The 21,709-nt window shown below is 40.9% G+C and carries 21 protein-coding genes and 1 pseudogene; 7 read left to right on the top strand and 15 right to left on the bottom strand.

Going from position 1 to position 21,709, the window contains the following annotated elements:
* From ACYVD3_RS20535 to rimP, 5 genes and pseudogenes are all read right to left on the bottom strand, one after another.
* Nucleotides 1-695: translation initiation factor IF-2 N-terminal domain-containing protein (locus ACYVD3_RS20535; RefSeq protein WP_460644356.1), on the bottom strand; the 695-nt coding region annotated here is incomplete at its 3' end.
* A 52-nt stretch (nt 696-747) separates the two neighbouring features.
* Nucleotides 748-1,080 (bottom strand): annotated as a pseudogene (locus tag ACYVD3_RS20530) (L7Ae/L30e/S12e/Gadd45 family ribosomal protein); the annotation flags it as partial.
* On the bottom strand, nt 1,073-1,342 hold the full coding sequence (rnpM, locus tag ACYVD3_RS20525) for an RNase P modulator RnpM (RefSeq protein WP_460644355.1): 270 nt from the start codon (nt 1,340-1,342) through the stop codon (nt 1,073-1,075). The gene rnpM and the pseudogene ACYVD3_RS20530, both read right to left, overlap by 8 nt.
* A gap of 21 nt (nt 1,343-1,363) precedes the next feature.
* The gene (gene nusA, locus ACYVD3_RS20520; RefSeq protein ID WP_460644354.1) at nt 1,364-2,566 is read right to left on the bottom strand and encodes a transcription termination factor NusA; all 1,203 of its coding nucleotides are present in this window, start codon (nt 2,564-2,566) and stop codon (nt 1,364-1,366) included.
* 29 nt (nt 2,567-2,595) lie between these two features.
* The gene (rimP, locus tag ACYVD3_RS20515; RefSeq protein ID WP_460644353.1) at nt 2,596-3,063 is read right to left on the bottom strand and encodes a ribosome maturation factor RimP; all 468 of its coding nucleotides are present in this window, start codon (nt 3,061-3,063) and stop codon (nt 2,596-2,598) included.
* A 239-nt stretch (nt 3,064-3,302) separates the two neighbouring features.
* Here rimP and ACYVD3_RS20510 point away from each other — a divergent pair, with 239 nt between their 5' ends.
* The 3 genes from ACYVD3_RS20510 (at nt 3,303) to ACYVD3_RS20500 (ending at nt 5,488) form a co-directional block, all read left to right on the top strand.
* Nucleotides 3,303-3,821 carry a CAP domain-containing protein gene (locus ACYVD3_RS20510; protein WP_460644352.1) on the top strand — a complete coding sequence of 173 codons (519 nt, stop codon included), beginning with the start codon at nt 3,303-3,305 and terminating at the stop codon, nt 3,819-3,821.
* A gap of 109 nt (nt 3,822-3,930) precedes the next feature.
* On the top strand, nt 3,931-4,698 hold the full coding sequence (locus ACYVD3_RS20505; RefSeq protein WP_460644351.1) for an ABC transporter ATP-binding protein: 768 nt from the start codon (nt 3,931-3,933) through the stop codon (nt 4,696-4,698).
* Nucleotides 4,691-5,488 (top strand): ABC transporter permease, encoded by a 798-nt coding sequence (locus ACYVD3_RS20500; RefSeq protein ID WP_460644350.1) that lies wholly within the window; start codon nt 4,691-4,693, stop codon nt 5,486-5,488. Before ACYVD3_RS20505 ends, ACYVD3_RS20500 begins: the two co-directional genes overlap by 8 nt.
* A 150-nt stretch (nt 5,489-5,638) precedes the next feature.
* On the opposite strand, the gene ACYVD3_RS20495 is transcribed toward ACYVD3_RS20500, so the two are convergent.
* Nucleotides 5,639-6,061, bottom strand: a complete 423-nt coding sequence (locus ACYVD3_RS20495) for a DUF6508 domain-containing protein (protein ID WP_460644349.1) — start codon at nt 6,059-6,061, stop codon at nt 5,639-5,641.
* A gap of 210 nt (nt 6,062-6,271) precedes the next feature.
* Here ACYVD3_RS20495 and ACYVD3_RS20490 point away from each other — a divergent pair, with 210 nt between their 5' ends.
* Together ACYVD3_RS20490 and ACYVD3_RS20485 are read left to right on the top strand one after the other, a co-directional pair.
* Nucleotides 6,272-7,195 (top strand): tyrosine-type recombinase/integrase, encoded by a 924-nt coding sequence (locus ACYVD3_RS20490; protein ID WP_460644348.1) that lies wholly within the window; start codon nt 6,272-6,274, stop codon nt 7,193-7,195.
* An 87-nt stretch (nt 7,196-7,282) separates the two neighbouring features.
* The gene (locus ACYVD3_RS20485) at nt 7,283-9,547 is read left to right on the top strand and encodes a hypothetical protein (RefSeq protein WP_460644347.1); all 2,265 of its coding nucleotides are present in this window, start codon (nt 7,283-7,285) and stop codon (nt 9,545-9,547) included.
* On the opposite strand, the gene ACYVD3_RS20480 is transcribed toward ACYVD3_RS20485, so the two are convergent.
* The 8 genes from ACYVD3_RS20480 to ACYVD3_RS20445 all read right to left on the bottom strand — a co-directional run bounded on the left by ACYVD3_RS20480 (nt 9,518) and on the right by ACYVD3_RS20445 (nt 18,078).
* Nucleotides 9,518-10,519 carry a D-alanine--D-alanine ligase family protein gene (locus ACYVD3_RS20480; protein ID WP_460644346.1) on the bottom strand — a complete coding sequence of 334 codons (1,002 nt, stop codon included), beginning with the start codon at nt 10,517-10,519 and terminating at the stop codon, nt 9,518-9,520. The genes ACYVD3_RS20485 and ACYVD3_RS20480 overlap by 30 nt on opposite strands.
* 823 nt (nt 10,520-11,342) lie before the next feature.
* Entirely contained in the window at nt 11,343-11,690 is a 348-nt protein-coding gene (locus ACYVD3_RS20475) for a type II toxin-antitoxin system RelE/ParE family toxin (protein ID WP_460644345.1), read from the bottom strand.
* Between the two features lie 8 nt (nt 11,691-11,698).
* Nucleotides 11,699-11,860 (bottom strand): hypothetical protein, encoded by a 162-nt coding sequence (locus tag ACYVD3_RS20470; RefSeq protein ID WP_460644344.1) that lies wholly within the window; start codon nt 11,858-11,860, stop codon nt 11,699-11,701.
* Nucleotides 11,861-12,356: 496 nt separating this feature from the next.
* Nucleotides 12,357-13,163 carry an HAD-IIA family hydrolase gene (locus ACYVD3_RS20465; RefSeq protein ID WP_460644343.1) on the bottom strand — a complete coding sequence of 269 codons (807 nt, stop codon included), beginning with the start codon at nt 13,161-13,163 and terminating at the stop codon, nt 12,357-12,359.
* Nucleotides 13,164-13,197: 34 nt separating this feature from the next.
* Nucleotides 13,198-14,967: a glycoside hydrolase family 2 protein gene (locus tag ACYVD3_RS20460; protein ID WP_460644342.1), complete on the bottom strand. Its 1,770-nt coding sequence runs from the start codon at nt 14,965-14,967 to the stop codon at nt 13,198-13,200.
* An 11-nt stretch (nt 14,968-14,978) separates the two neighbouring features.
* The gene (locus ACYVD3_RS20455) at nt 14,979-15,809 is read right to left on the bottom strand and encodes a carbohydrate ABC transporter permease (RefSeq protein ID WP_460644341.1); all 831 of its coding nucleotides are present in this window, start codon (nt 15,807-15,809) and stop codon (nt 14,979-14,981) included.
* 8 nt (nt 15,810-15,817) lie between these two features.
* Nucleotides 15,818-16,615, bottom strand: a complete 798-nt coding sequence (locus tag ACYVD3_RS20450; RefSeq protein WP_460644340.1) for a carbohydrate ABC transporter permease — start codon at nt 16,613-16,615, stop codon at nt 15,818-15,820.
* A 143-nt stretch (nt 16,616-16,758) separates the two neighbouring features.
* Complete coding sequence (locus tag ACYVD3_RS20445) at nt 16,759-18,078, bottom strand: type 2 periplasmic-binding domain-containing protein (protein ID WP_460644339.1); 1,320 nt, start codon at nt 18,076-18,078, stop codon at nt 16,759-16,761.
* Nucleotides 18,079-18,383: 305 nt separating this feature from the next.
* Here ACYVD3_RS20445 and ACYVD3_RS20440 point away from each other — a divergent pair, with 305 nt between their 5' ends.
* Together ACYVD3_RS20440 and ACYVD3_RS20435 are read left to right on the top strand one after the other, a co-directional pair.
* Nucleotides 18,384-19,352 (top strand): ArsR/SmtB family transcription factor, encoded by a 969-nt coding sequence (locus ACYVD3_RS20440; protein WP_460644338.1) that lies wholly within the window; start codon nt 18,384-18,386, stop codon nt 19,350-19,352.
* Nucleotides 19,353-19,374: 22 nt separating this feature from the next.
* Nucleotides 19,375-20,181: a sugar phosphate isomerase/epimerase family protein gene (locus ACYVD3_RS20435; protein ID WP_460644337.1), complete on the top strand. Its 807-nt coding sequence runs from the start codon at nt 19,375-19,377 to the stop codon at nt 20,179-20,181.
* A 559-nt stretch (nt 20,182-20,740) separates the two neighbouring features.
* Here the strand turns inward: ACYVD3_RS20435 and ACYVD3_RS20430 are convergent.
* Nucleotides 20,741-21,451 (bottom strand): GntR family transcriptional regulator, encoded by a 711-nt coding sequence (locus tag ACYVD3_RS20430; protein WP_460644336.1) that lies wholly within the window; start codon nt 21,449-21,451, stop codon nt 20,741-20,743.
* Nucleotides 21,452-21,709: the final 258 nt, after the last annotated feature.

Here is a 21,709-nt window from a genome sequence, read left to right as displayed (position 1 = left end):
CCTCCCTGGCCCTGGGGTCTTGCATCACGGTTTCCCTGATAGCCTCCCTGGCCCTGGGGTCTTGCGTCACGGTTTCCCTGGTAGCCTCCCTGGCCCTGGGGTCTTCCGTCGCGGTTGCCCTGGTAACCTCCCTGGCCCTGGGGTCTTCCGTCACGGTTGCCCTGGTAACCTCCCTGGCCCTGTGGCCGGTTGCCCTGGTAGCCTCCCTGGCCCTGAGGTCTTGCCTCACGGTTGCCCTGGTAACCTCCCTGGCCCTGTGGCCTTACGCCTTCATGGTTTCCTGTATTCGTCTCTTTTGTCTGCTCAGCACTTCCTGATAAGGACTGCTCCGTCACCTGCCGATTTCTCGGCATCTGGTCCCTTGGCGCTCCGTTTTGGCCGGATGGCTGAGAAGGTCTGACCTCTCTTCCCTGCTGCTGGGGACGCTGTCCCTGAGGCTTCATCTGGGCGTTCTGCGGCCTGAATACCGCTGCAATCTTTTTCTTTGGTGCATCGGATTCATCTCCATCCGGTGCATCGGAATGTGCCGGTGATGTTCCCCGGCTGTGGCCTCCCACTTCTTTTTTCACGATTGACGCCTGTTCATCGGAAATGTTTGAAGAACTTTTTAAATTTATATTATGCTTTTCCAAGATATCCAGTATTTCCTTACTACTGTCTTTTCCCAGTTCTTTTGCCAGATCATATACTCTCATGCTTTCCTCCATTCTGTGCGCGCTCTGCAGCACATACCGGTAAATGTGAAAGGTCCTTTTCACACTCACTACCGACCTTTGTATTCATCAGTTTCACGACTGCCTTTGCAAACCCATGATCCACAATAGCAAGAGCCGCCCTCATCTCCTTGCCCATAGCGTGGCCCAGTTCATCCATTTTCCCTAAAAAGTAAATTGGAACTTCATAGTAAGTACACATATTGGTAAACATCTTCCTGGTATTATCCGAGGCTTCCTCAGAAACTATCACTAATGATGCTTTCCCAGCTTTTACGGACTTTTCTGTCATGAATTCTCCGCTTACAGTCTTTCCTGCTTTTGTGGCTAGACCAATCAGATTAAAGATCTTTTGTCTGTCATCCAAACTGCTCCATCTCCTTTTCCAATGCTTCGTACACTTCTTTCGGAATCGCCATCTTGAAGGACCGTTCAAGCCCCTTGCTTTTTACTGCCTTCTTAAAGCACTCCATAGAAGGGCAGATATAAGCTCCGCGTCCGTTTTTACGTCCGGTTGCATCAAGAAGGATCTCATCCTCTGAGGTCCTGAGAATACGAATCATCTCTTTTTTATTTTTCATCTCACCACAGCCGATACACTGCCTGAGCGGTATTTTCTTTGTACTCACTTTTCCATCACTTCCTGTTTTTTATTCCTGATAATCACCGGCCAGGTCTTTTTCCTGGCAGTCGTCCTGATATTCTTCCTGGCGGTACTGCGTTTCGCTTTTTCCAACCTCCTGGTATTCATTTCCGTAGCTTTCATATCCGGCTCCCACCTCCTGATAATCAAGCCCCAGTTCTTCAAACAGACCAAGTTCCCTTGCCTGGGTCTCGCTCTTAATGTCGATCTTATATCCTGTAAGCCGCGCTGCAAGCCTTGCGTTTTGCCCTTCCTTTCCAATGGCCAATGATAACTGGTAGTCCGGAACAATGACCTGGGCTTCTTTTGATTCCTCGTCTGCAACGACACAGATGACCTTTGCCGGGCTTAATGCATTTTCGATCAAATAAGCCGGGTTACCATCCCAGTTAATAATATCGATCTTTTCTCCTCTCAGCTCGTTCACTATGGAATTGACCCTTGCGCCGTTCAGGCCTACGCATGCACCTACCGGATCCACATTGGTGTCATTGGATTTCACAGCAATCTTTGTTCTGGATCCTGCTTCCCTTGCAATGGCTTTGATTTCTACTGTCCCGTCCTTCACCTCTGTTACCTCGGATTCAAACAGACGCTTTACAAGATCCGGATGGGTTCTGGATACGGAAATTCTAGGGCCTTTTGGAGTGTCCTTTACTTCCAGGACGAGAACCTTGATCCTCTCCGTGGCCTTAAATATCTCTCCCTTTACCATCTCCGTTTCGTTAAGGATTGCATCCACCTTGCCTAAATTAATGCTTACATTTCTTCCTAAATATCTCTGTACAATTCCTGTAACAACTTCCCTTTCCTGGCAATACCAGTCATTAAAAAGAGATTTTCTGCCTTCCTCGCGAATCTTCTGCAAAATCACGTTTTTTGCATTCTGTGTCGCAATTCTTCCAAACTTTTTGGAGTCAATCGAGCAGTGGATCACATCGCCTATGTCGTACTTCGGATCTGCCATCTTTGCCTCTGCCAGACTGATCTGCAGAAGGGGATCTTCAACTGTTTCCACCACTTCTTTTTCCGCAAATACATTGAAATCACAGGTTTCATGATTGATGCTGACCTTGATATTATCCGCTTTCCCGAAGTGATTTTTACACGCAGTAAGGAGAGAATTTTCAATTGCCTCTAACAGGGTATCCTTGCTGATATTATTCTCCTTCTCCAGAATATTCAGTGCTTCTAACAGTTCCTTATTCATTTTTTTATCCTCCTAATATCTCTTACTGTTTAGAAATCAAATGCCAGCCGGATCAAAGCGATTTCCGGGCGGTTCAACACAAGCTCTATTCCGTCTTCCTGGGTAATGGTCACTGTTTCCCTGTCATAGGATGTAAGCGTTCCTGTAAAATCCTTCTGTTTGTTCAAAGGCTTATATAACTTGATATCCACTTCTTTTCCAATGCTTCTATTAAAATCCTTATCCTTTTTAAGCGGTCTTCCAAGCCCCGGAGAACTGACCTCAAGAATATAACTGTCTGCAATAAAATCCTTTTCATCCAGCCACTCCCCCAGCCTGCGGCTTATGGTTTCGCAATCATCCACCGTAATCCCGCCTTCTTTATCTATATAAGCCCGAAGATACCAGCTTCCAGCCTCTTTTACGTACTCCACGTCAACCAGTTCATAATTATTTTCTTCCATAAGGGGCAGCAAAAAGCGTTCCGTCTTTGCCTCATATTCTTCTCTCTTTGCCATCGTTCTCCCACCTTTCCAAGCAAATTGAAAGAGTGGACTTACGCCCACTCTTTATCGCCAAACTGTCATGTTATCCTAGACAGTATAACACCGTTTTTTCCCCATTGCAAGGGGTTTTTCTTATTTTTCCGGCTTTTCTGCCATATATTCCGCCATTTTCATTGACTTTTCCTGTGACCGGGATTAAAATCAGACTATTGAAAAAGGAAACGAATGTCATTACTAAGGAGGAACATCCTATGATGAAAAAAACAGTTGGTATCCTGTCTGTGATGCTTGTTTTATCATTATTATCTGCACCAGACGGATGGGCTTCTTCCTTACAAACGGCACCTGAGGCATTAAATGTTTCCCAATCTTCGGATACCGCCCTTTCCCGGGAAGCTTCCTATGAAGAAGAGGTTGGTGACCTGATCAATGCAGAGCGGGCCAAGCAGTCTCTCCCGGCTTTCACAGTCAGGGAGTCCCTGTCCGGCCTAGCTGACATAAGGGCCCAGGAGGCCAGCCAGCTTTTTTCCCACACAAGGCCAAACGGGACCTCCTGTTTCACGGTCCTTACCGGAAACGGCGTGGAGTATCAAAGAGCCGGCGAAAACCTGGCACGGGGACAGAAGACCCCAAAAGAGGTGGTAAAGGGCTGGATGGATTCTGACTCCCACAGGAAAAACATTCTGTCCCTGGACTTTGAAGAAATCGGGATCAGTTGTTATCAAGTGAACGGGATCAATTACTGGGGCCTGATTTTTGTAAAACAATAGCTATGGATCATTTTATATTAAGGAGTGGAAGGCATGGTTCTTCACACTCCTTTTTTTTGTACATATCATAACACTATATCAGATCAAATCTGTCAAATAAGGAGGACCCATGAAGCCAAAACTGGAAGTTCGCGGGATCAGTTACTCCTATCATTCCCTTGAGGGTGAGACACTGGCCCTTTCCAATATATCATTTACCGCAGATAACGGGGAATTTCTCGCAATTGTCGGCCCATCCGGCTGTGGGAAATCAACCCTTCTATCACTTCTTAGCGGATTACTGACTCCTGACGAAGGAGAAATCTGCATTGACGGCGTTTCCCAGGCGGAATCCGGCGTCAATATCGGTTACATGCTGCAGCGGGATCATCTTTTTGAGTGGCGTACCATTATGGGAAATGCCCAGCTTGGACTGGAAATCCAGAAAAAGCGAAACAACAGCTCCAGAGAAAAGCTGCATCAGATGCTCGATACTTACGGCCTTGGAAGCTTTGAGCAGGCAAAGCCGTCTGAACTGTCCGGAGGCATGCGGCAGCGTGCCGCACTGGTCCGCACCCTGGCCCTGGAACCGGACCTTCTTTTATTAGATGAGCCATTTTCTGCATTGGACTATCAAACCAGGCTTTCTGTCTGTGATGACATCAGTTCCATCATAAAAAGTACTCACAAAACTGCGATTCTCATCACCCATGACCTTTCCGAGGCCATCAGCGTTGCCGACAGGGTCATCGTACTGACAAGCAGGCCGGGCAGGATCAAAGCCATTATACCCGTTTCCTTTGGAAAAGACGATATACGGCCTCTGACACGCCGGAACATGCCGGAATTTTCCGTTTACTTTAATCAGGTATGGAAGGAGCTGCAGAACCATGATTGAGACTCATCCCACCTTAGCCCAACAGGAATTTATTGAAAAAGAAAAGCTGCACCGCCGCAATGTCCGGACGTGGCGCATCATGCTGCTGGTACTTCTTCTTTCTCTTTGGGAGCTGTGTGCAAGACTGGGCATGATCAATGACTTCATATTCAGCTCTCCCACCCGCGTGACCAACTGCTTCCTTAATATGGTAGCGGACAAAAGCATTTTTATACACATCGGGGTAACCGTAATGGAGACCCTCATAAGCTTTTCCCTTGTCACCATCTTCGGCCTGCTGATCGCCGTTCTTTTATGGTCCAGCCGCAGCGTATCGGAAGTATTGGAGCCTTACCTTGTCATGCTGAACAGCCTTCCAAAATCCGCCCTTGCCCCCATTTTGATTGTATGGCTGGGCAACAACATTAAGACCATTATCGTCGCTTCCATTTCCGTGGCCGTTTTTGGATGTATTATGACACTTCATACCGGGTTTTCCCAGGTAGACCCTGATATGATCAAGCTCATCTATTCTCTGGGGGGAAAGAAAAAGGATGTGCTTTTTAAGGTACTGCTTCCCGGCTCCGTGCCCCTCATCATCAGCAATACAAAGGTCAATATCGGGCTTTGCCTGGTAGGCGTTATTATTGGGGAATTTCTGGCGGCAAATAAAGGACTTGGATATTTGATTATCTATGGAAGCCAGGTGTTCCAGATGGATTTAGTGGTGATGAGCATTGTGATCCTGTGTATTGTTTCGGCGTTTTTGTATCAGGGGATTTCGTTGCTGGAGAAGAAAATTAAGTTTTAGATTTTACTTGACAAAAGGAGGTCTTGCAGTATATGAATCATGCTGTAAAACCTCCTTTTATCCATTTCCTACTTCACTACCTGCTTTTATTATCAATCATATGCTTGCATTTACCGATAATTATGTTTACTTAATAGAACATCAGTAAATCTATTTCCGAGAATCTATATCCTTTAATCTATTCAACCATTTTTCAAAACAGCCGCTTTTAAAGAAGTCCAGTAACGCCCCATCACAGAACCTCTCAGCGCGAACAGCTCCTGTGATGAGAGCCATGATACACTGAGCATCTAATGACGACACCTCTACATCTTTCATAGATTCAATTCCCCATTGAAGACCATTCTTTTCTAAAATTTCTCCATAGCGATTTAATTCCATATCTTTATTTTCATCTATGCATCTATATACATCTTGAATGAATGTACTGACAAAATCTGAGTACTTAACAAATGGCATTTGAATTGGGTTTTCTACGGTTCCTTTATTTTTCTTATCAATTATCCAGTTACCGTACTCAGCTTTTGTAAGTTGTGATATATATTTTGTCAATATTACAAATCTCTCTGCCATACACTACACCTCCTAAAATATAACTTTATCTTATTAATAAGCCTTTTTCCTAAATATCTATTGTTTATATACTATTCCAAAATGTATTATTTTTCTATTTCTATTATATAAAAGCTACTACATCGATTTAATTTTACTATTTTATTTCATAGACATTCAGTGAAAAAAACATCATAATGTATTCTAACTAATTCTAGGAGGACATAATGAATGTTAGATTATACACAACTCACCAAGCATTATCTTGAATATTGTCAATATCAAAAAAAACTAAGCGAAAAAACCCTGAAAGCTTACCGTATTGATACTACACAATTTCAAAGATATATGATGCGTACTAAATATGATGGTATCAAAAACCTTCTATCTTCTTATATAACATATTTGCATAAAGAATATAAACCTAAAACAGTAAAAAGAAAAATAGCTAGCATTAAGGCCTTTTTTACATGGTTGGAATACGAAGAAACTATTAAAGAGAACCCTTTTTCTAAAATTAATTTAAAATTTCATGAGCCCAAAGTTCTACCTAAAACGATTTCCTTTGACGTCATTGAACATCTGTTACAAACAGCCTACAATGAGCTCACAAATATAAATGTTACAGCATACCAAAAACAAGTTCATCTGCGAAATATTGCGGTATTAGAATTATTGTTTGCAAGTGGTATGAGAGTTTCGGAACTTTGTTCATTAAAGACAGATGATATTAATTTGGGGAACGGTGAAATTCGAATCTGGGGAAAAGGTGCAAAAGAACGAATTGTTTCAATTGCCAACCCAGAAGTACTTAAAATCATCAGAGAATATCGCTCAACTTTTAATGGTCAAAACGACCCTATAGAATATTTGTTTATTAACAGAAAAGGAAACCCGCTTTCAGAACAATCTGTTCGTATCATAATTAATAAATATACCAAAAAAGCAAATATCCGTAAACATTTGACCCCACATATGTTTAGACATTCCTTTGCAACACTGCTTCTGGAAGAAGATGTAGATATACGTTATATACAGCAAATTTTAGGACATAGCTCCATAACCACAACACAAATTTATACTCATGTATCAACTAAAAAGCAAAATGATATATTGAGTATAAAACATCCAAGAAATCATATGTGTGTGAAATGAGACTAAAGGCCAAGTACATTATAACAACACCTGCCCTTATTTGAATGAAAGATAATAAGTAATTATCTGTCTGAAGGAGGTGGGCGTATGCAATATGCTAATAGGACTACAGAATTTGCGCAAGTAGAGACATATCTCAGACAAGGAAAAAAAATAGTAATAATTGATGCATACCACGCTAGTGGAGTAACTTCTTTTATAAAAGAGAAGTTACTTAGTGCACCGTTTCTCCAATCTACAGATGTATTGTATTTAGACGCCGAAAAAGAAATTTCACTTAATGAAATGCTATTTGCAGAGCTTATCCGCTCAGGAAAAAATATGACCAACTTGCAGAAAGTGGCCGATAAAGCACTTGGGTGCAGAGAAGGTAATTTTTTTTCTTCCCTTGTTGAGGGGGTTAATTACATTGGTTCTCTATTAAGTTACCTGTTTCAGACAAAGTCAGCTGCACCTGTTTACACGGGAAACTATCCTTCTGCAATTGAAGAGCTCTTGGTTCCTTACTTCAATGAATGTACAAAAAAACGGTTTTTAGTTATTATCGATGCAGTCGAGAAACTACCTGAAACATCATATCATTTGCTGGTTAAACTTCAAAGGTGTGACACTCTACAATTTGTCCTCATTAAGACTGATTCCACTAGGCAATACGACAAGTTGGAGAATTATTTATACTCTCAAGGTGCAGATTTATTAGAACCCGTTCCTTTTGACCGTCCTGATATAAAACTGGTAAAAGAACTGGGAAAAATTTACGGAACTGAGGTATCCAATTGCCAAGCTCAGCAAATTGTTGAACATAATGAGCAAAATATTCATTCAATAATTAGAGATATTAGAAAATTCAGTCAACCACCCACAAAGATTTCTTTGAACGATTGGGAAAGAGCTATTGTTTCTATTTTAGACATCTGGGCAATACCAATAAACGAGGATACTTTAATTGAGATAGTTCTCTGCTGTGCTGTCTTTGCCACCGATAGAGAGACGGCATCTCGCAACGCAATACAGACATTGAAGCAGAAAGGAATCACTGGTGTTAATAACCGTACATGGATCCTATCCAACCACTATGATCCTTTAATTCGTAATGTTTTAGACAACAAAGCAGATCAACTCATTTATAAAAATATTATATACAATTATCTAATTCAAAAAGATAGTGGAAAATACAACGTTGAACTTCGATATAGACTTTCTAAAGAACTACGTTATACGACAATAGAAGATGCCAAATTTCTTTTAAGAAACCGGCTCATAACTGGAGTTGATATAACCGATGACGTACTTGCAGATGCTCATCTTGATAAATCCTGTCAATGTGACTGTCTTCTAGCAAGCATCCACTACTGTCGGGAGCGAAGATACGAAGAAGCATTAATGTGGATTAATGCAATTTCTATTGACCAACGTACTAACGATATTCAAGCTTTGAGAGCCACTTTGTTAAATCGTACGAGACGGTTTGAGGAGGCGAACGAGGCATTAATTAGTTGCCTAAAATGTTGTAGCGCTCCGGCTCATCAAAATCTTTTAGGAGCATTTCTCATATCAAATTATATCCATGCAGAGCAGATGTCAACAGCGAAAGATATCTACAATAAAATGAAAGACCTCTATCCAAATGCACCAATGCATGGCTATCTTATCCGAAATGCCACCTCAGCTTTCAACGAATATCGGAATGATCTCTACGCGATTGCACTGAACGATTTTAAAGCGGATAATGACGATTTTGGATATTATACCACCCTTTGTAATGAAGGGAACGCACTCTGTAAAGAAGGCAATTATAGCGAGGGGTTAATTGTTTTAGATCAGGCCAAGGCAGGTTTAGAGCACTTTTCACAAACTGATTTGCATATTATATATAATAATTTGGGACTCTGTTATTTTATGTTGGATCAAGCGGATAATGCTTTTAAATACCTAATGTTAGCCAAGAGCCTAGGACGAAATGCTATGCCACGCATTTTTGCTACTGTGAATCTCGCATGTGTAGAGGCTGTTATGGGAAACACTAAATCCGCCCTAAATCGACTAGACGAAATCAAGTCTGTAGTTGAGCTGCACAAGTTGGATCGGGTGCGTCAAAAATATTATCCAAACCGATTAATGGTTGAGTATTTACACGGAAACAAAGACCTTACTTACTTGATTGAAGTTGCCAAAACTTACCCTGATCGCTATACTCCTGAGCACACAAAAAAAATCATTAATGTCTATCAACGATTTGTAGCGTCCCCCAAGCCACCTCAGAAGCAGCGCTGGAAAGAATTATTTTCGCCGTGTGGGCTGGCCTACTGGTACATGGAACCGTTAAAATTTCTTCCTCCCGGAATCATCTAGCAGTCCATTTCGAAATAGGCTTGAGTAAGTGATATTAGCAATTAAATCTACGTAATTAATACCAATGTGAGCAGCAGCTTGACTAATAGTAGAATGCTCTCCTAAGTTACAGCACACATTAAATTCAAGAAAATACGGTATTCCAGTGCCGTCTTCAACAATATAATCAAATCTAGTGTAGTCCAACGGTTGCAATAAAGGGTACATACGCCTAGACAAATCCTGAAGTTGTTTCTGTAACTTCAAATCCTGTACTATAGTGCGGGTCAGACCAGATTCAATCTTTCGTTTTTGCCCATATGTAACAATGCCACCCCTTAAAGTAGAGTGCTGAGCAATACACGGAAGAAAGAGAAAGTCTCCAAAATTGTTGAGAACAGGGCTTGTGTGATATGTACCTATAATCTGTTTTTCTAGAATGGCATCCATTCCGTTGTTATGTAGAATTGCTATTTTTTCCTTTGCGGTGGCCCAGGAAGAGCAGGCAGAGTTTTCATCAATACCGATAGACGCCGCTCCAAAACGTGGTTTGCAAAAATAGGGTGGGTCAAAATCAGGTGGACACATCTCCATACCAATATTGTAAATTCTCCATGCTGGTGTGGGTACCTCTGCATAGGTGGATAGCATTTTCGCTAAATGTTTATCTTCTGCAAGAGCGCGGATGTTCGGACGAGCCCCCAGATAAGAAATGCCATGATACTCTGCGACAGCCGAAACAAAGACTTCAGAATTTCTAAACGGCATACGATTATATAATGAGAAAATATAATCTGCACTAATATTGGATTGTAGCATAATTGCAGGGTCGCGAGATGAATATGCTTTGGGGAACAGTAATTTAAGCACTTGAAATATTTTATGATGATATTCAGCGTAGACTATATCTTGTATTCCTGTTGGTATCGGGGCTGATATACTTTCAGGCGCATAGTGTGCTAGGAATAGTAGATGAATCTCTTTTGCTTCCATATTAAGGCCTCCCAAGAAGGATAATTACTTATTATCCTTTATTTAGACTAATAATAACATAATACATCAACATTTGCACTATATTTCAACAATAGAATATCTCTTTTCTTATTAGTCACTGCTCCACAAACACCTCTCCAAAATATATTTGGCATATCATAGTTTGAGCCCAAATTAGTAGCTCTAAAATAACTCAATCATTTCATCAATAATCAAAATTCTTGTTTTATCACTATTATGTTTCTCTCATTCTCATTGGCACTAAACAGCTCTAAATACAAAATTTATTAATAAAAGCCCCCTCCCTAACCATATCATTCCATACCCACAGCTCTTCCAGATGGATCTGGTGGTGATGAGCATTGTGATCCTGTGTATTGTTTCGGAGTTTTTGTATCAGGGAATTTCGTTGCTGGAGAACAAGATAGGTCGTAATTAGGGATTGGCATTGTACAGTACTTAAAAATCTATATGAATTTCAATTTAGGAACTTCCCTTATTTTTTGAAAAACCACGGCTGCGCTGATTTTATCAGCGTCTTCCGTGGTTTTTATCCATTTTAATAAGCTATCCCTTAACATATGAAGCAGTACCGCTAGATAAATTGTCCGGGAAATATCGCATTTTCTATTTTAAACCCAACTTAAAATAGATGGCCTATTCGCCCATCTTTTCTAATTTAATTTTATAACTATATACTTGTCCACATTCACATAAAAGGCATGTCAATTTGGAGAAAAAATTCGAATTAATGAAAGCCTTTTTTTACTGAGGGTATAAAATGATATGATAGAATATTCATAAAACTTTGAAGATTTTCTGATTAAAAGATTTCTAAATCGAAAGAACTGATTCTTTTTATAACGGACTGCCAGTACATCCTATCCTTTAAAACTCGTATTACAATGACCTTGTTCTCTTTTACCACAAAGAATATGAGATAGGTGCTGTGTGGCTTGTAATATACTTCGAGCCCTTGAATCAACAATCCTGTTTTAGTATAGGCCTTTGAAAAAGGGCTCAATTTAAATATGGCATACCTGATATTTTTTGAGAACACTTCTGCAGTTTCACGGTACTTAAACGTACTCAAAATATACCGTTTTATCTGTGCAATATCATTTCTTGCATCAGATGTCAGGCGTATTTTATAATTTATTGGTTTTCCCATACATTCTCCTAAATTGCATCAATTTCTTTCCATGCTTCTTCAATTGTATACAATGAATCACGCTCTATACTTTCAACTCCCTTTTCCAGTTCCGACTTTAAAGCCTGTATTGCGTCAGCCTCCGTATAATTTAAACTTTCGGGCACTTGGGTAAAATTTGATTTTATCATTTCACTCATCTCCTCTCATGTTTTAATCTAGCCTCATTATACTTTGAATTAGCGTAAGATACAAGGGTAAAGGTTATAAAAAACAAAAACCTTTCTCTGATTGTTTCACGGAAATTGCGGTGATTTCTCACTGGCTTTATGTAGCTGGCTTTTAAATTATTTATACAGATGATATAATAAAATCCACAGTCTTATTTTCAATTGAGAATACTCAACCGTATCATTTTATACCCACAGCTCTTCCAGATGGATCTGATAGTAATGAGCATCGTGGTCCTGTGTATTGTATCTGCCATTCTGTATCAAAGGATTTCTTTACTGTAGAAGAAGATCAGGTTTTAAATTTTAATGGGACTGTGCCCTGAATGAATGGCGGCACAGTCCCTTATGTCTGGGATTTCGATCATGATCATTTTCCGGACTTTCGCCGGATACTCCCTACAGGAAGCGGCTTGAATGTACCGGCGGCGGAATCTTCGGCGCCATGACCCATTGATCACCGGATATGTAAATGCTTCAATGTATCTCCCATCTCCTTTATGCTTTTAAAAACAGCATCAGGGGATATCTCGGAAACCGCCAGATCTTCTTCCTTTGTTTCTCCGGTCAGAACCAGAATTCCAGCCGCTCCATTCTTCACTCCGGCCGCTACATCTGTATAAATCCTGTCCCCAACAAATGCCATCTCCTTTCGGTCAAATCCTGTCTTTTCTTCTACCATATCAATGGTTTCTTTAAAAGGCTTTCCCAGGTATTTGGGAGTCACACCAGTGGAATGGCTGACTGCCGCACAGACAGAACCACAGTCCGGAATAAATCCGTCTTCTGTGGGGCAGTTAATATCCAGATGAGTGGCCAGAAACACAGCTCCATTTCGGATATAGGTACAGGCCTTTTCCAGTTTTTCATATGTAAGGGAAGTATCAAAGCCAATCACCACAAGATCCGGCATATCCTGGGTCAAAGGAATGCCGGCCCTTACAAAGCTTTCTTCCAGTGTTTTTGTTCCCATCAGATATACCCTTTTCCCTTTATAAAAGGTATTGATATACTGAATCGTCACATCTCCCGATGTCATGATCTGATCTTTGCTTACATAACAGTTCATTTTTTCCAGTTTCTTTCTATAGCTTTCCGGAGATTTCGAGGAGTTATTTGTAAAAAAAACGTACTGTCGCCCACTATCTTCCACTTCCCTTAAAAAGTCCAGAGCTCCGGAAAGAATCTGATCACCCAGATAAAACGTTCCGTCCATATCCAGTACAAATAATTTCGTTTGATTCAAAATTTCCATGTTACCCATAATTTTCTCCAATTCCATGATAACCAAGGCTTTCTCATCTTTTCCTATCGTTTATTTTACGAATATCTTCCGGCTTAAACTTGTACCGGTGATCTCTTGTCAAAAGCCCGTTTGATTCCTGTTCCACATCAGTCAACTGCGTATAACAAAAACCATTGATCAAATCCGAATCATAGATTGCATGAATCACCCTTTCATACTCTTCCAGAAAACCAGCGTCCGGCACAGAGGTATATCCCCAATCTTGATCTCCCGCCTGTATTGCCTTCTCCCCGGTAATTTCTTCAGTCTTTTCTTTCTTTATCCGTATTCCGCCGCACTCTGTAAGAACAATGGGCTGTCCGCTATAGGAAAACCCTTTTGCATAAGGAAGCTTTTCCATGACAAAAGAAAGACTCTCCACCTTCCTGAGACATTCTGCAAACAGCTTATGCTGCTTCTCATCATCAATCTCACCATGTTTATAGCTATGAATCGCACAGATGTCACTTTCCGTCATTTCCCAACCATCATTAGAAATCACCAGGCGTGTCGAATCCAGTCCATGTGCCAGATAGTACAATGACTGTGCAAAACTCTGCTGCTGTTTATTGGTATAAATTCTGGGCACTCCCCAGCTTTCATTCAGCATTCCCCAAACCACAACAGAAGGATGATTGTAATCTCTCTGTATGACGTCCAGCCATTCCCTGGTAAATGCCGCAGCCGCCTGAGGGGTATAGGACCAGAAACTAGCCATACCTTCCCATACAAGAAACCCCAGTTTGTCCGCCCAGTATAAAAATCTGGGATCTTCCACCTTTTCATGTTTTCTGCAGCCATTAAATCCCATAGCCTTTGCTTTTAAGATGTCATTACAATATTCCTGGTCATCAGGAGCCGTAATCAAACCGTCCTTCCAATAGCCCTGATCCAAAACCAGTTTATGATAATAAGGCTGATTATTTAAATAAAGTTTTCCGTCTTCTACATGTATCTTTCTCATTCCAAAATAAGATTCCACCACATCTGCCCGGATACCGGAATCTCCTTCATCTGCCTGTATGAGAACATGATACAAAATTGGATTTTCAGGACTCCAGTAGTTTCCTATAAAATGGAAGGAGCCTTCCATCGCTTTTTTTCGATAAATATCAACAATCAGACTGTTTCTTGCCGTATTGCAAAGCATATTTCCGTGAAATATCTCATCATCTCCCAGGGTGATGAGCAAATGCACTCTGCATGGCAAAATTGACGTTTCAGCCAACTGATAATCGATGCGTACGGTTCCCTCATCAATATCCGATGTAAAATGCACCCATTCCAGACAGGTTTTGGAAACCGGTTCCAACCAGACCGTCTGCCAGATTCCCGTACTGGGAGTATACCAGATAAAACTGGACTCCTCTTCCCAGAACTGTTTTCCTCTGGGAATCATTTCATCTTTTAACGGATCTTCAACCTCAACCCTTATTGTCTCTTCCGCCCATGTCAGATATTCAGCAATTGGAAATGAAAAGGTCGTCTGTCCACCAATATGACTGCCAATACAGCTATTATTAATATAAACCCTGCACTGATAATCCACAGCACCGAAATTTAAGAGAATCTCTTTTCCCTTCCATTCCTCCGACACACAAAACCTTCGTTCATAAGTCACATGATCTTCCGTTATTCTCTTGTTAATACCGCTTTTTTCACTCTGGCACACGAACGGAACCTGAATCTTTGTTTTTTCATCACCATATATAAAATCCCAGGAACCGTTCAGGTTCATCCATTCGTTCCTCACAAAATCCGGACGGGGGTATTCTTCTCTCATTGCTGGTCTCCTTACTTAATTCCCGATTGCGTGAAGCCTTTAACAATATATTTGTTGGCAAACATGAAGATAACCATGACCGGAAGTACCGATATCACAGTTGATGCCATCATCATTCCCGGATTTGTGTAATTTTCTCCCAAAACCAGGGCTGCAATCCCTAATGTGATAGTTCTTGTTTCATTCCTGTTGATCACCAGCGATGGCCACAAGTAGCTGTTATATAAACCTAAGAATGTAATGAATGCCTGCGTAATAACGACCGGCTTGACTGACGGCAGCACGATATGCCACAATACCTGGAAAACATTGGCTCCTTCCACGAATCCGGCCTCCTCCAGCTCCTGGGGGAAAGCTAACAGAAAATTATAAATCAGGTATATGCACATAACCCCGGATCCTGACGGCAGAATCAGAGGCCAGAATGTGTTTAAACCTCCCATTAACTTGAACGTATAAAACAGAGGAAAGTACGTCACAATTTCCGGGACTGCCATAGCCCAGATCAGTGATATCAAAAGAAAACTCTTGCCTGGCAGCGGAAGTCTGGCGAGGGAATAAGCAGCCAGTACACTGACGGTAATTCTGAGTACTGTACCGGCTATCGTAACAATCACCGTATTAAAAAGCCAGAGGAGTATGGGAGACGTAGCGGTATTCCTAAACAACTCCCTGTAATTCTCTAATGTCCACGTTTTGGGAAGAAGTGTCTTGGACGTAACGGACTCCGCAATCCCCTTAAAGCTGGTAAAGAACATAAACAGAAGCGGAAGGAGAAAGATATATGCAACCAAACAGGCGAGGATCACTAAAAATATTTTACTGACATTTTTCCCTTTCATAATTCCTCCTACCTTAATTCTTCTTTTTCTTTGGTAAGATAATACTGACCAACTGAACAAAGCACAATCACGATCCCCATCAATACTGTCATGGCACTTCCGACACCCAGATCGTTCCGGTCCATAATGGTGGATGTAATTACCATAATTAAAGACTTTGTCGTTTCACCAGGCCCGCCCTTAGTCATCAGCCTGGTCTGGCCATATACATTAAAGGAGGCGATGATCGTAGTCATAAGCACAAAGAAAAATACATTTTTAATCCCCGGAAAAATAATGTATTTAAGCTGTGTCCAAAAACCGGCGCCATCAATGGCTGACGCTTCATATAACTGCATATCTATTTCATTCAGGGCATTTACAAACAACATCATATTATAGCCGATTGTCCACCATACAGTGGCGGCTGTCAGTGAGACCCACACAAACGGCTGCTGTTCCAGCCATGGGACCGCTTTTTTGATAATTCCCATGCTGAGCATCAGGTTATTGAGATATCCGCCGTTTCCTTTCATAAGCCATATAAAAACGGCGGTTACCGCTGTTACCGATACAGAATAAGATACAAAATATATCGTCCGGAACGCTCCTCTCACCTTCCCGGGAAGCCGGTCCAGCAAAAGTGCCAGAGCCAGGCTTCCTACTACAAGAAAAGGTGTCGTCGCCCCTACAAAAATCAGGGTATTTTTTAAACCAAGCAAAAATGCCTTGTGATACATGGAAGAAGAAAATAGTATCTTGATATAGTTGTCCAATCCAACAAAACCCTGATTTCCCTTTACAAGGCTGTACTTGGTTACGCTCATGATAACGCCATATACAAACGGCATAAGCCAAAACATAATAAAAAAGATAATGAAAGGTACTATAAACAAGACAGCCATACTTTTTTTCTTCATAATTTTCCTTTACTTTCTATAAAACTCGTTATCTTAACTGAATTTATTGATTACTGTTCCGAAAGCTCAATAGCAATATCCGTTGCATTCTTCAGTTCTGCCATCAGTTGATCTCTGGTTAATTCAGGTTCCTGAAGCACCAGTGCCCAGACTGTTGAGTTCACATATTTGACCTGTTCGCGGATATTATAAATTGCGGGAAGGATCATTGCATCATCAAATATTCCGTAATTAACATTTGCAACCGGATATTTGTCCGGGTTGTCCTTCACTTTTTCCATGGTTGCCAGATGGATGGGCGCCTGACCGGAATCTGCCCAGTTAAGCATCACATCAGGCTGATATGCATATTTCATAAATGCCGCAATACCATCAAGTTTTTTCTGGTCCGTCACATCAGCAGATACACCGAAAGTATGTCCGCCGGCAGGTACGCACGGCGTATCTCCGTATAACTGAGGAAGAACTCCAATTCCAAGATTGTCGCCCAGAATTTCTTTCGCTGCCGTATAATTCCAGGGACCTGTCAGACATACGGCACTTTTAACGCTTGCATTATCCGCAGATTCATTCACAAAAGTATTGTAATGATCCTGGTCTCCCAGCCCTTTTGCACTGAGGTGGTCTTTATAAATCAGATTATGTACCTTCATAAACGCATCGCAGATTTCCTCGGTATCCATCTTGATGTGATCTCCTTCGACCCAGTTGCATCCAGACTGGCCAAGGGCAGTCATCCATGCCCACTGCTGATCTCCTGTCAGAGGAATTCCCATGGGATAAATACCGGTATTTACAGAATCAAGCTTATCGCGCAGGGCTATCATATCGTCATAATTCTTTGGCGGAGTGTCAACCAGTTCCTTATTATAGTAAAAAGTTTCTGCATAAAGATCCAATGGAAAGGCAAAGACTCCGTCATCATATTTCGCATAGGATTGAGTGATCGGATGGAAGTCATTATCAAAAGATATTCCGGCTTTGTCATACAGATCCGATACCTCCCTGAGGAGCCCCAATGCATGATAAGTGGAGATCCAGTCAGCATGGATGATCAGCATATCAAAATGATCGGATTTAAATTTTGTATAATGATCTGCATCTTGTAGCTGTTCTATAAAATATTGATCCTGAGATTCGTTAAAACCGTCTACGATTTTTCTCATAAAAGGTCCGTCACCGCCAGTAAATCCATTAATAAAGGTAATCTTTGTCCGTTCATCTCCTTTTGCCCCATCGGATGCAGGTGCTGTCTCCTGCGCCGCTGCCTCAGTTTTTTCTGTCGTTGTTTTCGAAGAAGGGGCTCCCCCGCATGCTGTCATGGAAAAAGCCATCAATGTGGATAATAATAATACCGCCTGTTTTTTCATGTTTTTCTCCTTTTCTTTTAAAATTTTACTTGAAAATCCTCCCGTTGTTTATTATAATAATATTGTAATAAATGAGTAATGGTTTCTCACCTGTAGTGAGATTATTACTGTATTTTTGTTAAGCAAATAGTACCATATTTTGTTCTATTCGTCAATATAACGAGTATAAATAGTTTTATTTTGTATATAATGTATAAATTATTTCATTCTCATTTGTTGTATTTTATTTTTCATTCCATTTTTCTTGTTTTTAATAGCCATTTTTAACTCCAAAAATAATGTAATAATGTAAGAAAGGGATTCCTATGAAAAAACAAAAAGCTCCTGTTAAAATTATTGGTGAACGGGATATCGCATTAAACCTAAGTAACCTCACTCATCACAGTCATATTATTTCGATTGGGAAAGCACTCTCCTCTCCGGTCCGGCTCAATATATTAAATTTGTTAAAAACAACCCCCCTGTCTATACAGGAAATTGCTGCTATCTTATCTATTCCTGTATCATCAACCGCCGCCCATATCAAATGTCTGGAAGAAGCCCGAATGGTAGTGACGGAAACCCAGCCCGGAAACCATGGTTCCATGCGGGTATGCATCTGCAGCATACAGACATTTACCCTGGAAACCTTTGATTCTGATTTGGATGTTGTGGATAACACCATCGTTGTTGACATGCCCATCGGCAATTACTTTCAGTGTCAGGTGGAACCCACATGTGGACTGGCAGATGAAAACGGGGCCATTGACACCTACGATAGTCCTACTTCGTTTTATTCTCCTTACCGCATGAAGGCTCAGCTTTTATGGTTTCAGCAGGGGTTTATTGAATATCGTTTTCAAAATCTGATCAATCCTTTGCTGAATCTTCATGAGATTTCATTTTCCATGGAATTATGTTCAGAGGCACCCGGTTATCTGGAAGATTGGCCCTCCGATATTACAATTTCAGTAAATGGGCACGAAATCACTACTTTTTGCTCGCCCGGCGATTTCGGGGCCAGACGGGGGCGTCTGACGCCTGCTGCATGGTCCAATGGGAGAACTCAGTATGGCCTGTTAAAAACGTTTTCTGTCAGGGAAGACGGCGGATACTTAGACAGAACGCTTATAAATCCGGATCTGCATATCAGAGATCTGGAACTGGAGAAATATCCATATATTTCTCTGATCATAGCCATAAAAAAAGACGCCAGATATATAGGAGGTATTAATTTATTTGGTGAGAAATACGGTGATTATCCGCAGGGAATTATCATGAACTTAATATATTAATTTGAAAAACAGGAGGAAAATCATGAGAGACATCAATATCTCCACTATTATCGGAAGTGAAATGCCGGTGGAGGAACAATTTCAACTTATTAAAGAGGCCGGTTTCAATGGTATTTTTACCACATTCACCGGTAGGGAGCCCCTTGAATTCTGGGCGGAGGAAGCTTTAAAAAACCAGCTTAATTTTGAGACCATACATGCTCCGTTCCAGTATGCAAACCGGCTCTGGGAAGCCGGTTCTGCCGGGAAAGAATATCTAACTTATTTAAAAACCATCATTAATGCCTGCAGAAAAATCCAGGTAGACAAATGTGTTATGCACGTAACAGTAGGCAACACCGCTCCCGACATTTCCCAGGAAGGGCTGAATCTGTTTTCTGAATTATGTTATTACGCAAAATCAAAGAATGTACATATCTGTTTCGAAAACCTTGAGCCACTCCCACACATTGATGCCGTAATGGAATGCATCACAGATCCTTTTCATGGTTTTTGCTGGGACTGCGGCCATAATGCATGCTATACCCCTCACATTGACATGATTAAAAAATTCGGTTCCCGCCTGAAATGCATTCACATCCATGACAATCTTGGAGTGACACAGCCCGGGAACATCGATTACCGGGATGACCGCCACCTGCTTCCTTTTGACGGAATTCTCGACTGGGACTGGTATGCCGAGAAATTAAATGAGGTACATTATGAGGGACCGCTCACTTTAGAGCTTTCCATCTTGGGAAAACCGGAATATAAGAACATTCCCCTTGCCTCCTATTTGAGCCAGGCATATGAAAGAGGCTGCCGTATAAGAGAAAAGTTTGCAAATTAAAAACGCTGTCATCCCCAACCATATCGTTCCGTACCCACAACTCTTCCAGATGGATCTTGTTGTGATGAGTATCGTGATCCCGTGCATTGTTTCGGCGTTTTTGTATCAGGGGATTTCTTTGTTGGAGAAGTGGATACGGTATAATAAAGCAGACACATAGTTAAGTGAATATGAAGAAAACATAAAATTCCATTATATCAAAGAGCATCAAAGTTGTTGAGCAGGCAAAGGATACAAAAATAAATGACCAACTGGTTATCAATGCGTTTAATCAAGCTTATGGAATCATTTTATAAGACCATAAAAAAGAGCTTATACCGAATGCTCATTATGAGACTCCGAAACAAGCTCGAGATGATATTTTTAATCACCTTAAATTATATTTTGGAAAAAACGTCCAAAATCCTGCATCATTATGCCGAAAACCCGGCAGAAGTCTTTGAGCAAGCAAAGTACTATTTTCCACATATGTTCTAAGATTCTCAGCGCATAACCCATGATCGGGTGATTGATTGTGATTGATCACCCGGTCATCTAACTGTTAACAAATAATCTATTTTCAATTTCTGTCATTCTTCATTGCATAACTCAAAACTCCCAAGGCCTCTGTATTCAGCTTATTTGTAATAAGTGAAATATAGTTTACTTTTGTACTCTCAATATGATCTCTTAGTATCTGAAGCGCATGTTCCAAACTTCTTTCTTCCAACATACAAATAATTTTCTCATGCTCATGAAATGCTTTATCCTGATAAGACCTTTCCAAATAAGACAGAACACGCATCCTGGTAAACTGAAGTAATAAACTTTCGTGGAATCTTATGATTCTGGAATTCCCTGAAAGAAACACAAGCTTATCATGAAACTTCTGATCATAATAAAACTGCTGTTTAATATGCCCCTTTTTATTTACCACTTCCATCAGATGATTAACTTCTCTAAGATAAGCAATATCCTCGTTACTGATATTCCGTTTCATCATCAGTTCCAAAGCGGTTAATTCAATGCCACATCTGGCATCAAACAGATCCACAATATCTTCAGCAGTTATTTCACAGACGGAATAACTTTGCCCGACACCACCATTATAAATCAGTCCATCGTTCTCAAGTTTCTGAAGTGCCATTCGAATAGGAGTACGACTCATCCCCAACTCTTTACTCAATATGAAATCAGAAATTATCTGTCCAGGAACCAACTCAAAATCGCAAATTTTCTGTTGGACTCTCTCGTAAGCTTCGTCAACCAGAGATTTCTTATCCTCTCTCAATTTCTTTCCTCCTTTTCCATTACCGGTTATAGCCATAAGAAAAGCTCCGTACATCCAGCCTTTATGCAGATTACAAGACTTGGCTGACCTCTTTATCACTCCAAATGCATAGAAATAATTAGCTCCAACCGGTAAAATTAAGTTGTCAAAATCAACAGCATCTGTGAAAGGGACTGGTTGTTATCTGTCGCCAGGAAATCATCAAAGACATCTTTCATCTTACTTCACACTCTGTTGCAAAGTTTTACGCTCCCGTTT

The organism is Lacrimispora brassicae (assembly GCF_054772055.1).
This window is presented reverse-complemented; position numbering and strand designations above follow the sequence as displayed.

What these genes read in the sequence shown, in the direction of transcription:
- ACYVD3_RS20435 (WP_460644337.1), top strand. Translation starts at nt 19,375, where the DNA reads ATGAGAGACATCAATATCTCCACTATTATCGGAAGTGAAATGCCGGTG.
- ACYVD3_RS20455 (WP_460644341.1), bottom strand. Translation starts at nt 15,809, where the DNA reads ATGAAAGGGAAAAATGTCAGTAAAATATTTTTAGTGATCCTCGCCTGT.
- ACYVD3_RS20470 (WP_460644344.1), bottom strand. Translation starts at nt 11,860, where the DNA reads ATGATAAAATCAAATTTTACCCAAGTGCCCGAAAGTTTAAATTATACG.
- ACYVD3_RS20510 (WP_460644352.1), top strand. Translation starts at nt 3,303, where the DNA reads ATGATGAAAAAAACAGTTGGTATCCTGTCTGTGATGCTTGTTTTATCA.
- ACYVD3_RS20495 (WP_460644349.1), bottom strand. Translation starts at nt 6,061, where the DNA reads ATGGCAGAGAGATTTGTAATATTGACAAAATATATATCACAACTTACA.
- nusA (WP_460644354.1), bottom strand. Translation starts at nt 2,566, where the DNA reads ATGAATAAGGAACTGTTAGAAGCACTGAATATTCTGGAGAAGGAGAAT.
- ACYVD3_RS20480 (WP_460644346.1), bottom strand. Translation starts at nt 10,519, where the DNA reads ATGGAAGCAAAAGAGATTCATCTACTATTCCTAGCACACTATGCGCCT.
- ACYVD3_RS20490 (WP_460644348.1), top strand. Translation starts at nt 6,272, where the DNA reads ATGTTAGATTATACACAACTCACCAAGCATTATCTTGAATATTGTCAA.
- ACYVD3_RS20500 (WP_460644350.1), top strand. Translation starts at nt 4,691, where the DNA reads ATGATTGAGACTCATCCCACCTTAGCCCAACAGGAATTTATTGAAAAA.
- ACYVD3_RS20485 (WP_460644347.1), top strand. Translation starts at nt 7,283, where the DNA reads ATGCAATATGCTAATAGGACTACAGAATTTGCGCAAGTAGAGACATAT.
- ACYVD3_RS20450 (WP_460644340.1), bottom strand. Translation starts at nt 16,615, where the DNA reads ATGAGCGTAACCAAGTACAGCCTTGTAAAGGGAAATCAGGGTTTTGTT.
- ACYVD3_RS20505 (WP_460644351.1), top strand. Translation starts at nt 3,931, where the DNA reads ATGAAGCCAAAACTGGAAGTTCGCGGGATCAGTTACTCCTATCATTCC.
- ACYVD3_RS20475 (WP_460644345.1), bottom strand. Translation starts at nt 11,690, where the DNA reads ATGGGAAAACCAATAAATTATAAAATACGCCTGACATCTGATGCAAGA.
- ACYVD3_RS20465 (WP_460644343.1), bottom strand. Translation starts at nt 13,163, where the DNA reads ATGGGTAACATGGAAATTTTGAATCAAACGAAATTATTTGTACTGGAT.
- rimP (WP_460644353.1), bottom strand. Translation starts at nt 3,063, where the DNA reads ATGGCAAAGAGAGAAGAATATGAGGCAAAGACGGAACGCTTTTTGCTG.
- ACYVD3_RS20445 (WP_460644339.1), bottom strand. Translation starts at nt 18,078, where the DNA reads ATGAAAAAACAGGCGGTATTATTATTATCCACATTGATGGCTTTTTCC.
- ACYVD3_RS20460 (WP_460644342.1), bottom strand. Translation starts at nt 14,967, where the DNA reads ATGAGAGAAGAATACCCCCGTCCGGATTTTGTGAGGAACGAATGGATG.
- ACYVD3_RS20440 (WP_460644338.1), top strand. Translation starts at nt 18,384, where the DNA reads ATGAAAAAACAAAAAGCTCCTGTTAAAATTATTGGTGAACGGGATATC.